Raw genomic sequence first — 13,425 nt, forward strand, 5'->3', positions numbered from 1 at the left:
ACCCTGCACAGGGATTATGGCATAAGAATCTTATGCACCGTATTCATCGGGTTTGTAACAGGTGATCATTGTTTCACATTCGCTGTTCATCAAATGTGACACGCCACCACTAAGTTCATAAAAGTACTTCGAAGTTGCTCCGCTGTCGTCGAAAACTGTGGCTACCACTCTTCGGTCATGGAAGCTTTTCTTCCTGTGGAAAGGATAGACATTGATATACACTTTACTGGCATAAGGTGCCAGCAGGCTTTTCAGCTTGCTCTCATAAGTCTGGTGGTTATCGTCCCTGTCAATCAGGCGGCAGTCTACCCTTAATTCATTGATCGTCTGCGCCATATCTGTCAGTTCGCTGATCAGCTTTTCAAGAGGACGGATGCTGTTGTCTGTTGCGGCATAAGGATCCCGAATATATAGCTTTTCAATATAGCTACCCTCCAGCTCACTGAAGATGCTGCGAGTTTTCCTTGTTTCACCAACAGAAAATTTGTGGATCAGCACCGGCTGTCGCTTGAGGAAGTAATCAGCTTCGTAACGATGGCTGGCTACTTCAGACTGATAAAAATCAGACTGAACAAATTCACTTTCACCCATCGATAGCACAGTGTCATTGACAGCAAGTGCATTCAGAGCCTTGAAAGGAGACATTGTGAACCAGAATGTGCTATTGCTTTCGGGATTTCCGATTGCAAACGGTTCAAAAGCCGGATCACGTTTATTCAGAGCTTCAGAATACGCGATATTAAGCTGGCCATCCCGGATGTAAGCAATAAGATAATGCATCAGGCTGCGCAGCCCGGATGAAGTTTTGTTAAATTTATCCGGCAACGGTTCAGTCAGTAGCAGAGAGACTTTTTTGCCCTGATTAAGCAAATCCAGCAGCCACTTAATATCATGCAGAATATCATCGCTATCTTCAGCCAGTCCCGGCAGCACAAACAGCAGCTCGTTGTATTTACTCCAGCTTTCAGACAATGAAGCGACGCTGGCGGTACTGTCAACAACCGCTCCCAGCTTTTCTACCGGGTGGTGCAAAACAGTGTCGGCTGTCAGCTGTTCCATATACTCAATGGCTGCGTGGCGGTTAAAGGCATCCCAGAAACGTTGATTGGAATAGTCACACAAACAGCTGATGCAGGCATCGGAACATTCTTTCGGGCACTGCAGTGAATTCAGCACGTGCTCTGAAAGATCATTAAAGGCGATCTGATCGCAAACCTTGCGAACATAACCGGCACCTCCCGGTACGCCATCATAAATAATTACCGAGAGGCTGTTTCGTTCAATCCGGTAAGTAGAGCGTACCTCACTCGGTGGAATGTCCAGCATTTCAATAATGGCACGACGAAATGCTTCAGACAGGGTTACAGCAACATTGCCAATATGATCAGCAGAGTCATCAGCAGGCATGTCAACCGTACTTGCGATGTTCTGACCTATTTTGAAGATCAGTACATCGGTCCAGAATTCATGAGCCAGTGCGACAGGGGATGATATCCGCCCCTTACAAGGTTGGTTGGTTTCCGGATTTGAGTGGTTTTTGGGAGGTCTGGGGGTTTCCACAAGCTCCATATAATTGCAGTAAGGACAACGGTAGTAACCTTTCTGAGCCCGCCCCCGGTTAAGAATAAACAGGCGACCTTCAAGTTCATCTTCTGCCTGGCTGGGCATCAGAACTTTTTTGACCAGTGCATGTCCGGTTTCGGTATAGGCATCCTCCCTGGGGATCACGATCAGTTTGGCTTCATCTGCCGCTGTTGGCCGTTTGCGAACGGACGACGGATCCTTGCCTTTTGATTCCTTCAGAGCCGTGATAAAGCCTTTGGGCTTAATGAAAGGCATGCTTTTGTCTTTAACCGGCTGCCTGCAGTTTTCACATTCGTTGGGGATGTCTGCAGGATCATCAGCAACATTCGCATGAGAACAGGAACGGCAGACCAGGACATACTCTGTAGGCATAAAGTCCCGCGGGGTATAACTGAGACCTGCACTTCGCCAGATCTTGCCGTTAGCTATAACCTCGCCTCCGGGGGCATACTCGGAAATTCCCATGGAGGCGTCCCGGGTCATAGCTATTTCAGACTGTACCTGCTCATATTTGTGGCTCTTCCGCTCTTTCGTGACTTCAAGAGAAATTGAGTGTACAGGGAAGCTGTATGTTGGAATCAGCCCTTTTTGCGAAAGCTGGTTAACAAGATATTGGCCCATAAAGGCCTCACGTTGACCATCCCATCTTGAAAATTCGCCTGAGGCTTTATTATCGCCATCATTTAGTTTGGCTTTTGCTTTCTCCATGTAGTCTGTGTAACGAAGCCAGCGGTCACTGATCTGGGCACTGAATCTTTCGAGTTCATCAACAAACAACCGGGAAATATCGGTGACCTGTTTTGTCAGTTCTGCAGATTCCTCATCAGGCAGAAGATTCAGCATATAGCGGGCATTTCCCAGAGCCTGCTGCCCACACGGCCCCTCAAGCCAGGCCTGAACCTTTTTGCGAAATTCGAGATGATAATTTTCAGGCATCTCTTCATCGAAAAGATCTGCCAGCACCGGAGCCCGTAGTTTTTCCAGCTGAATGTTATCCGACAGGAAATCAGAGAGTAATATTGATAGTTGATGGCGCTGGAAAATGGTCGGATTTGCCAGATGAACCATCGGGTCTGCCGGTGCCTTGCTCAGATATCCGGCAAAATCATTAAAAACGACCCTGTCGTAGTATGAGTTTCTGGCAATGGTGACGCAGAACGGAGCAGCCTGAGCACGACGGCCTGCACGACCGGTTCGCTGCTGATAGCTAGCAATACCCGGGGGAACATTCAGGTTGACGACTGCTTCAAGCTCACCCAGGTCAACACCCACTTCCATGGTGGTTGTACAGCTCAGGATGTTAACTTTGCTCTGATGAAAATCCGATTCAATCTTTTCCCGAAGGTCGGTTGATAGCGAGGCCGTATGTTCTCGTGCACGGGGAACCAGAGGGCTGGTCTTAGTCGCAGAATAGATATAGTGATTCCGCAGTATTTCTTCTTCGGAGAGGGTGCAGGGTGTTACCTCTCCGGTGCAGCCAAAAGCCGTACAGCGATGGTTGACTACATGGAACTGTTTGAGGCCGCAGCCCTTACATTCAAATTGATCTTGCGGACTTGCTGCGACTAATAAAACAGATCTTGAATCAAGCGCTTTTCCAGAACCTGATGCTGTTATCAGTCGACTTCTGGAAAGAAGATCCCACAAATCAGCCAGGAAACTGTTGGCGTCATCCAGAGACCAGTTCAACTGTTTTACCAGATACCATGTTCTGCGGTTAAAGCGATTTTCTGCCTTCGTTAACCAGCCGAAAACTGAACTGTTACTATCTGTTTTTTCCAGCTCGAAAGAACGTTTACCTTTGTAGTTTTCTCCCCAGATAATGCCGTCTTTAATGTCGGGGTCATAAGGGATATTAGTAATTGCCTTGTTGCGCCGAATGTTTTCCAGAAATAAATGGGTGAGCTGATAAATATCTTGCTGGCTTGCCAGATGCTTATAGGCATTATGAAGTCTATCGACGACTCGGGTAATTGTTCGCTCATCGTAAGTAACTTTAGCAAGGCCAAGAGCCTCGGTAGACAAGCGTCTTCCCGGTGGAGTACAGAACTCGGCAACAATCTTGCCGGTCAACAAACTGCTGACGGCGTCGAAATCTGTTCTGACATAACCTTCCCGATCCGGGTAAGCAAAACTGTCTTCCTTACTCCATATAGCACGAACTTTTTCTGCGACAGTGTCGAACGGAAGTGGTTTACTGGCTTCCTCAAGCACTTTAATAATTGCTGCCCTGTGGGCTAGGTCGCCTGCAGTACGCTCGAAATAAGGAGCAAAGAAAGCAGCATCCTGTCTGTTGTCTGAAAATGTCAGCAGCTTTCTTCCGGCCATCGGTCTGTCATCATCATGACCGGTCTTTTTGGGCAGAGCCTCAATGACCCGCTGGGTCACAACGCTGGATAATGATTCATTACCCGGATAAAAGCGGGTAATAATTTCAGCATGAGCACCGGATGCTGTTGCATGGCAGGCTGCACAGCGTTTCAGATAGGAAATCTGTTCCTCAGAATCATCGACTGTCGAAACCTCATAGATTTCAATGCCCTGATCACTGCCGGTACCGAGCTGGCCTGTATGTGTATTCAGATAGACCGGCTTTACTTTGGCTTGGCTGATTGCCTCCTGTGCGTCATCTTCATCATAAGTGATGGTTGATGGCGGCTTTCCAAGCCAGAAAACCCTGCGGGTAGCGCGTTTGCCCGGATGATGGTTAACCAGACTGCCGTTATCATGATAGCCTTCAAAATAAGGCTGTCCGCACTGTCTGCAGGTCAGTAGAGGGTAGTAGATATTGCTTTCGCTCTGGTGCCGTCTGGCCAGTTTGATATCCGCATAACCTTCCGGGCTGTCTGACGGCAGAATACTCAACTCTTCGATTGCACCAGCCATAATATGATGACGACAGGGCAGCAGTGGAAATCCGTTTACCGGTGAACGGGCATACATACCCATCTGGATCAGCCCGGTCAGTGCTGCAACAGCCTGGTCCTTTGAAGATTCAGGAAATAGTGTATGGCTCAGTTCAACAAAATCTGTGACACCCTGTTGCAGTGTCTCGGCAGCCAGTGAAATTTCCCTGTTTGTCGCAAAAACCCTGAACAGACTCTCACAGAGAGGTTCATTATCATTATCTGCTTCTTCAAAAGGCTCGGCAGACAGATCTGCTTGTTCCAGCGCATCTGAAAAGTCCCAATAGCTTTGTTCCTTACTGTCAGGAAACTGATTCAGAAACGATGAAATAGCCTGACCTGTTTTTATCCATTCATCAGCGGACAAAGAAAACCCGGCATCTTTGCCACTGGTAATTTCAGCGTGAGCTTCACGGTTACCCCTGACAATCACCGGTTCTTTTTCACCGAACAGGCTGGCGGAAAATGTCTTGAGTTTCTGATCTGATTCAGGGGAGTCACCCAGGCTGGCGCTGGTGGCAAAAAACTGCAGCGGGTAGTCAATCTTTAACCGGTTTTTCAGTTTCCGCAACAACATGGCAACTTCTGTGGCCTGGGCACCGTTATAGGTGTGTACTTCATCCAACACCATTGCTTTGAGAGCGGTATGGCTGAACAGTGACCTGTTGGCAGGGAGCAGTAACAAATGTTCCAGCATGGCATAGTTTGTAACCAGAACTTTGGGCGGGTTTGCCAGCATTTCTTCCCGGGTCAGTAGCCAGTTATCAGGAATGCCGTCGAAACCGAACTCGTCGTCTATTTTGCTGTTCTCAAGCATTTCTGAAACAACTTCATCTCGCCGTTTTCCTTTCGGCGTCTGACCGGTGTAGCGGCCAAAAGTAATTCCATATTTACGGAGTGTTTTACCCAGCAGTGGCGCAACACGGTAATACAGCTGGTCATTGGCCAGAGCGTTCATCGGGTAAACCAGAATAGCTCTGACACCAGGCTGATCGAAGTTTTCATCCTTCAGCAGCATATCAACCAGCGGGTACAGAAAGGTTTCTGTCTTACCTGAACCGGTACCCGTCGCAACCACAAGGTTCTGCCCGTCATGGCAGGCATTGGTTAAAGCGACTTCCTGATGCAAGTGCAGTTTACGGTCAAGGATCTGTGGTTCAAAATCAGAGAAACCTTCGTGTAAAAAACCACCGTTACTCTGGATAAGGTCACGTAGCGGTCGGCCTTTTTCAAAATCCGGTACGGTTTCGATATAAGGGCCTTTTACCAGCTGCTCCGACTGCAGAGTGTCCCAGAATGCCTGTCTAAGTTGCGGATAACGGGAATGTATTGGCACTGCGGTGGCAATATAGCGCTTCAGGGTGTTATCCAGATTCCTGGCCAGTGCAAGTGGATTTGCTTCAGACATTACACATCCTTTGATTCGAAATAGATTTCCCACAGCAGCAGGTAGTAGTGAAAAAGACAGTCAGCAACGGAAAGGAAAAAGCTGAGAATCTGTGGTTGGTCACAGGCGTTATCCTGCAGCAATTTCATCAGCTCAAAAACGGTTTCGTTGAGATCTTCTCCCGTTCTTGTATGGCGGCGGCAGGCATAAGCCAGATGCGATGCCACTCTGGTTAAACCGTCAAATATTTCCCTTTCCTGCTCATCTGAAAAGAACTCCGGTGGAACCAGACAGGGCAAAACCGATGTTCCGGTTCTTGAACGCAGGGCAATACGAGTCAGATCCCGTCTCCGGTTGTCGTTGCCGGACTGAATGCGGCGGAGGTTTTCCAGTAACTGGTGCTGTGCATAGGCCAGATGATAACCACCCGCCAGATCGCCAAAGGCAGGCTCTTTACCTTCGCGTAACAGTTGCTGCCAGTGCCTGTCTATAAAGGTCATCGGAAGCATGGCGCTCATTGTATGAAAAGAAAAATTGCGAGGCTGGTGGCCGTTATTAATAACGGCCACTGTGTTGGTAAAAGCTGTAACTAGGGAATTCGACAGCAATTCACTCTTTATGGCCTCTGCCAGGTTTCTGCTGACATCAGAAATAGCCCGGAGGCAGCGCAGGTTAATACTGTCACCAGTATCAATCCGGTTATAGGCAATGGCATTACGGGCATAGATATAAGGCTTGTAGCCACCGATATGCAGCATGGGCACCCATGATTCTGCTGCGGTTTCGTCAGGCAGGGTATCGGTAAACGGAAGAATTGATGGCAGGTTATCATTACCCATCAGAGCGGCATCTTCCAGCAAATGTAGCCAGAGGCTTTTAAGCCATGACAGGGCTTCCCAGCACTCTAATGCATAGCAGTTTCGCAGCAGCTCATTGGTATGCTTCAGTATCCGGTTTTTTTCAGGTACCGGAATCAACGGGTGCGACCAGTCAGAAAGATGAATATTCAGATCACTGATTTCTCCCCGGAAGATAACGGCACTGCACGCATACTGGTCTGCCCGCTGGTTAGAAAGCGTACCCCAGCGGCCATTGATCAGTGCGCTGACCTGGAAGAACCAGGCACCGTCAGAAAGGTTTTCAAGATGCAGTGACAACTGCTGGGCGTTCAGGACTCCGGCATTGTCTGCAACCAGAATACCGCCGGTTTTACCGGGCTCAGCGGGTAACAGCCCGGTGTTGGTGTCGAAGGTTATGCGGTGTCGGCGACCACTGAAAAGCTCTGTAGCAGTGATAACCAGTGAATCAACAGATGCGTAGGTTTTGAATTCAATATTCAGTGCCTGATCACAGGGCAGACATTCCCAGCCTGAAATATGATGCGGGGACAGCAGTTCGACCAGTGTCTGTTCTGCATATTCGCTCACAAACCTGAGGCATGAGTTCTCACTGTTAATATGATCAATCAGCGCAGCTACACGATATTTGACCCAGGGTCTTTTCTGAAAATTATCATGCAACAGGTGATCACCGATAAACAGTGCGCCCGGCTCGGTAGAATAAATTCTGATTTTTCTGCGGTCGCTGATTGTCGCAGAGAGCATGGAGCCCGGCCTGATTAATTTTTCCTGTCGTGTCTCTGTAGCAGGATCGTCCAGGTAAATATAGGTACCCGGCAAGGCGAACCGAAAGGAATACTGTTTTCGTGCAGATTTGAAGTACAGCTTGAAAAACGGCAGGCTCTTGTCACGGATAACCAGCTTCCCGCTGTCTTCATCAATCCTGATATTTTCACAGTTTTCAGGTTTCAGGCTGTCCGGTATTTTGCTGAATTCAGGCTTAAAGCCCTGTCGCATCTGATCAAGCCCGGTCCATACCAGCGCACTGGCACGGGCCAGTGGCCTTTTCTGTCCTGTTCGGCGAAGGGTCGCAACAATGCGGTCTACACCGGCTGGCCAGCTGGCGGTAACAAAGCCCAAAGGAACATTAACCTGATGTTGCTTCAGAAATTGCAGTGGCACTGTCCATTGCTGCTCCAGTTCTGGTGCCCGGAATTCCAGTTCATAGGTTTCTTCGCCCAGCCCCCACTCTTCAGGAAGTTTTACAGCCGCCTGAAGAGTGTTGGCAGAAAAGAAGGACGGGCCTTCATAAGGAGTTTCTGCCTTGCCGTTAAATTCAATAACTGCATGGGAGTGAGCTTTGATAATGAAGCTTACCGGTCCTCTTTTAATTTCAAGACTGCTACCGGCATTCAGCTCAAGCTCACCACTGAAGAAACCCTCTTCATAACATTCCGGGGTGTGTAGTCCGGGAATATCAATTTCAAAACGGCTGAGAATAATGTAACGACCGGGATCAAGTGCCACGCCATCTTCGCGCAGGCTGTGACTGCTGACAAAGGTATGATTATCTGCATTGAAAAAAGCAAACTGATTGTCCCGTTCGTCCTGCCAGAGCCGGTATGTAATTTCTGTAGAATCTGTACCTGCCTTACGAATGGTCAGCTGCCGGAAGTCAAGATCATCAACGGGCAGGGTGCGAGACCGGTCAACGACTTCAACCTTCTGTTTTTCACCGTCAATATCCACTTCCCAGACGGTATAGTCATCTGTCGAAGAAAGTTTGAGCAGCAGCGAGTCACCGTCATACTGAAACACTGGCAAAACAGAGTCGGAAAAATTCCTTCTGCCGGTGCGGGTTTCATCCGTAGCAACTTCTGACAAAAACCGCGTCAGGTAAAACCCCATGGTGTCGTTTTCCAGTGCCCTGCGGGTTCTTACCGGGAACGGGCTGTTGAGGCTACCGCAAAACTGTGAGTACCACAGTTTCTGAGCAGCCAAATCATGCTCATCGGGCAGACCGTTGCGGTGGGCGAACCGCTCCATCCGTTCCCAGAGCTGATCCAGAAAAGCGTCTGGTACACCCACCTGTTCCAGATAGGCATCAATCATATAATTGGTGCCAAATGTCCGGTTAGAGAGCGGCAGTTGCAAGCGGCTACAGGCACGACGGAATGAATGCCACATCTTTTCCCGTTCAGAAGAAGGCTGACGGGCATCTCTGGAGCGTCCCATTGCCTGGTTAAGGCAACCGTAAACTTTATTGTCTTCCTGTCCGTGATCTTCCCTGATGGCCTTTATCATGTAAGCCGCAAAAAGAGCCGGAAATTTTTTCAGACCCTGTTCAATGGTACTGAACCTGCCACCGGCCTTGTTCAGTACAGTGCGGAGAAAGTCCGCTGCTGCGGGACTGATCAAATCATCAATCAACCCGAGATATGGTTCCTGAGCAGAAAGAATTTTCTGTCGGACTTCGCTGTTATATTGCTGGAGTTTATCGACACCGTTTCCCGGCGTTGTAGATGAGCTGGTCACGTTATACTTCACTGGTTATTTGAATTGACTGGATAGGGCAGGGAGGAAAGACAATTAGCAGAAAGCAGGATTCTATAGGGTTAATCTGATTATTATATGTGATTTTCAAACTTGGGTACTTGGTCAAATATTCTCAGGACAAAGTAATTATTGCGCTATGAACCACTATTATCCATGGCACAGCTCAGTAAAAGGTTTTTTGAACTGCCTTTTTGTGTTCTCCGCTTAGTAAAACTGAAATTAATAAGCCGATAAGATGAGGAAGCTGTGAAACGAAGCTCAGGCAAATTTCTTTCGGTTTTTGTCAATGAAGTCCGCCAGCCGACCGGCGTTTTCCTGTGTTTCCAGCATTTCCCTGTAAGGCAGTGAATTGGCAATTTCGGTGAAGATATTAATGATGTCAAACATACTGGCATTATCCCGCCAGAAGGAATGGATAACCTTACCTCCCTTACCTCCCTTACCTCCAAGGTGTTTCATGACTTTCTCAATTAAAAGCTGATCTTCATCCTGCTTTATTTCATCCGTGGTCATGCCTTCTTTTTCCCAGTCCTTAAGCTTTGCCATGTCTTCAAACTCTTTTCTCAGGTCCCGGCCAGAGATCAGGTTGCAGATATCATCAGTAATACCTGCTTTGACAGCCTGAAGTGACACAAACTCAATGCCGTATAAACGCTTTATCATTGAATGGGTGGTTTTAAGTGTACCGACAATGTTTGAAACAGCCTTTTCAAGACGATGACTGAATGACTTAGCTGTTCCGATGTGAACAACCCTGTCAGCCTGGCTACCGGTTGGCACAACAAGACCATTGGCGCAGATCAGTCGGTAAAGATAATAAGAGAGTTTCAGGGCATGCCCGCCTGCCATGCTGTTTGAAAGCTGCAAGCCTGTATAGGTTATATCCTCTCCTTCACCACCTTTGCCCTTTATTATTCCTGTCTTGTGAGTAGAGATAAGACGCAGGAACAGACGGCTGTTATAACTATAGGCTTCTTTTAGTTCAAATTTACCGAAATCAAGATGTAAAAAGCTTTTTTGCCGGACTTGCTTATCGCTCAGGGCGACAGAAACTGTCTCCAGAAGGGACAGGTTACTGAAACCGCAGTATCGGTTGGATACAACACCTATAATCTGATTCTCACGACCATCAATAATGAGCTCAGAGTTTTTTAGCAGGCCTTCTTTGTTCAGCACAGACAGCCTGTCGTTCAGAATATCTGAAGCCAGACCTTCACGTTCAGCCTGCTGAACAAAAGCGGGATTGGTTTTCAGGTGCCAGCAGAACTGCTCCAGTCCTTCACTGCTGAACTCCATCCGGGTGCTTCCCAGCCCGAAATATTTGTCATCAGATAATGCGGCGCCTTTTGTTAGCAACGGGGATAATGAAACTCTGTAAATATGTTCTTTTTCGCTGTTTACAAAGGGCACAACTTCTTCGAGTGACTGAAAATAGAAGTATTCCGGAGTCTGTGTGGTAATAGCCATGACTGTGGTTTCCGGCTAAATGAGGGAAGTTTAACGCTACTGTTGAGTCGAGAAAACAAAGTTCTCTGAGAGTACAGAGAACTTTGTTCAGTCAAATGTCAGCCCTTGAGAGCTTTAATCAGTTTCGGAAAATTCTTTACTGCTCGTGCCAGTGTCATGACGGTCCAGCTCTCACTCTTCTTTAATGATTTAAAGTCATCAAGCTGTTCCGAAAACTCAACAATTGCCACTCTTTCATCCGGCCAGCAAAGTAAGGGCTGAGCTACCACACGGTCTCCGGCAGTAATCTCATAGGACAAAACCGGCGTCTTTACATGATCAGCCAGCTTTATTATCAGCGAATGATAATCATCGGGTACCTCTTTGGTCACCTCACTCCATTCAGGAGACAGATCCAGATCGGAAAGGTCGCGAAGAGGCTTTTTCCTGTAAATAAACTGATATTTTCCATCAGCTTCCAGAACAGAGCGGAATTCATCGTAGAAAGGGGATGTCATTTCCATACCGGAAATATGAAGCCAGCCCTTGGCTCGGGTCATAGCTACAAACAGCTGGTTGCGGTGTTTCTGGCTGTTTTCATTTCGGGCGATTTCATCCAGTCCCATAACATAAACCATTTCGGCTTCATTGCCCTTGGCCCGGTGTATCCGTGAAACCGTTACAGCGCCCTGATGCCAGAACCGGTTAGGGTCATTGTCAGGCCAGCGTATATTATGCGTGTTGGCCTGAGTAGCAGACGGAATATAATAATTAATGCCTCTCTGATTCAGGGCGCTGGTTACCAGTTGCTCCGATTCCGTTGAAAAAACGACAATCAGTAGCTGCTTCTTGGGCGTCAGCTTATGCTGCTGAATATCGCTCTGGATTTTATTTGCTACTTCCTGGGCTTCCTGCTGCCGGTTTTGATAGAACTTAAGCTCAACCGACGGCAGTTCGCTGATTACCGGGATCGGATTCGGTGAGTTTTCAGCAGGGCGCTGGAGGCATATCTGCTCACCGGAAGTGAACCGGCCGGAAACATCATAACCAAGATCTTTCCATGCCTCCCTGTTGGTTACGCCTGAAATCATTCCCTGTTCACGCATTAAGCCCATACCAATCGCATGAGCTGCTGTCAGAATCGGCCCCGGAGTACGGTAACAGCGATGCATGATTATACTGCGCTTGATACCGCCTTCGTATTGTCCCACAAGCATTTTTCCAAGCTCTTCACCAAAGACCTCTCTGGCTTTGGGGATAATGGGAGATTCAAGGCACTGGGCTTCATCGTAGGCCCATATCAGGCGACGGAAATCCTTACGTTTGGTTTGAACCGTTTCTGCTTCCGCTTCAAACAGCGCTATTTGCTGCTCTTGTTTTTTCACCGGCTTGCAGAAGTTGTATGCCATCCAGTAGAAAGGCTGAACACCGTGCTCTTTATATTGAGGATCAAAAACCAGATCCTGACCTTCATCAATCAGAATAGCGTCATATATTGGCGGAATTGTACGGTTATGCTGCTCCAGCCAGTTACGCATTTTATTGATAGCCAACCCCAGGCGGGCAGAAATGGGAGTCTCTCTGGAAAACTCCCTGGGCAACATTTTCCGGCAGCCGACACTGTTGCAGACTTCACCATAAAGGCCGGGCTGATCCTGAGCGCCCCAGGCATGAAAGACTTTGAGTCGGCTGGTCTGAGAATTATATCGTTGTTCACCGTTGGTGAACTGCCGTACATACCGATCAATAAGATCAATGATGGAGTCGTATAACGAGCGGGTAAAGAAGACCAGTGCAATGTCCCAGTCAGGGTGTTTCAGATGCATCTGGGCGGCTTTCTGGCATAGCAGAACTGTTTTACCGGAACCGGCTATACCACGAATACGCTGAGGGCCATCCGGAATCTGTTTTGCGGCTGTTTCCTGCTCGGTATCCAGTCTGGCAATCGTCTGCTTTGCTTTTGCGATAGCATCCGCTTTGGTTACAACGGTTTGCACCACCTCGGGATCAGGTGTTTTAAGAACAGAAGTATTACCCGCCACACTGCACAGGCGCTGCCATTTGCCATCATCAAGAATCTGTCCCGGTTGGGCTGTTACAGCATTGCTTATGACAGCATTCAGTCCTTCTCCCAGATCATCCTTAAAAATGACCGGCGGACAGCACGGATGCTTGTCAAACCCTTTTGCCTGCCATTCACTGCGTTTGATTTCGGGCAGTGCAACCAGCGCTCTGCCGGCAACACGGCGGCGCAGTTCAGGCTGGCGGTCACTCATTGCCAGAAATTCAAACAGATGATTTTCTGCCTGCTCATAGGGGCTGCCCGAATCGGTATAGAAATTTCTGAACTGCCAGAGGTGTCCGTCGATACCGGTAATCTGGTCGATTTTCAATGCCTTCACTTCAATGACGACGACACCCAGCGACTGGTGCAGCATCAGAATGTCCGGCTCTTTTCGGCGCTCCCCTACATTCGAAAAAAGTGGGTAGCGCCAGTAGGCAAGACAGGTATCTGAAGCGAATTGCCTGGAGAGACTATTCCAGACTTTTTTTTCAGCACTCAGTCCCGGCTGGGGAAATTTTTCAGTAATAATAAAGTGACTGCTGTTCATGATGTTCCATATCACACAAAGAGTCGCCAGCGTTTGTTCCGGCCTTTTAAAGAATGCCGGAAACTCTCTGTGCGACAGTGATTAATCATCAGGGC

Annotated in this window: 4 protein-coding genes; all 4 read right to left on the minus strand. The window is 48.2% G+C overall.

The window, feature by feature from the left end:
- Positions 1–30: 30 nt before the first annotated feature.
- The 4 genes from ACYZZ0_RS01050 to ACYZZ0_RS01065 all read right to left on the minus strand — a co-directional run bounded on the left by ACYZZ0_RS01050 (position 31) and on the right by ACYZZ0_RS01065 (position 13,330).
- Entirely contained in the window at positions 31–5,898 is a 5,868-nt protein-coding gene (locus ACYZZ0_RS01050; protein WP_461534712.1) for a DEAD/DEAH box helicase, read from the minus strand.
- The gene (locus ACYZZ0_RS01055; protein WP_461534713.1) at positions 5,898–9,251 is read right to left on the minus strand and encodes a hypothetical protein; all 3,354 of its coding nucleotides are present in this window, start codon (positions 9,249–9,251) and stop codon (positions 5,898–5,900) included. Before ACYZZ0_RS01055 ends, ACYZZ0_RS01050 begins: the two co-directional genes overlap by 1 nt.
- A 279-nt stretch (positions 9,252–9,530) precedes the next feature.
- Positions 9,531–10,739, minus strand: a complete 1,209-nt coding sequence (locus tag ACYZZ0_RS01060; RefSeq protein ID WP_461534714.1) for a hypothetical protein — start codon at positions 10,737–10,739, stop codon at positions 9,531–9,533.
- Between the two features lie 98 nt (positions 10,740–10,837).
- The gene (locus ACYZZ0_RS01065) at positions 10,838–13,330 is read right to left on the minus strand and encodes a DEAD/DEAH box helicase (RefSeq protein ID WP_461534715.1); all 2,493 of its coding nucleotides are present in this window, start codon (positions 13,328–13,330) and stop codon (positions 10,838–10,840) included.
- Between the last annotated feature and the right edge of the window lie 95 nt (positions 13,331–13,425).

The organism is Spongorhabdus nitratireducens (assembly GCA_947387575.1).
Lineage (GTDB): Bacteria > Pseudomonadota > Gammaproteobacteria > Pseudomonadales > Endozoicomonadaceae > CANDOC01.

Bases quoted from the DNA above. Each gene is read 5' to 3' on its own strand.
- ACYZZ0_RS01050 (WP_461534712.1), bottom strand. From the start codon at position 5,898: ATGTCTGAAGCAAATCCACTTGCACTGGCCAGGAATCTGGATAACACC.
- ACYZZ0_RS01060 (WP_461534714.1), bottom strand. From the start codon at position 10,739: ATGGCTATTACCACACAGACTCCGGAATACTTCTATTTTCAGTCACTC.
- ACYZZ0_RS01065 (WP_461534715.1), bottom strand. From the start codon at position 13,330: ATGAACAGCAGTCACTTTATTATTACTGAAAAATTTCCCCAGCCGGGA.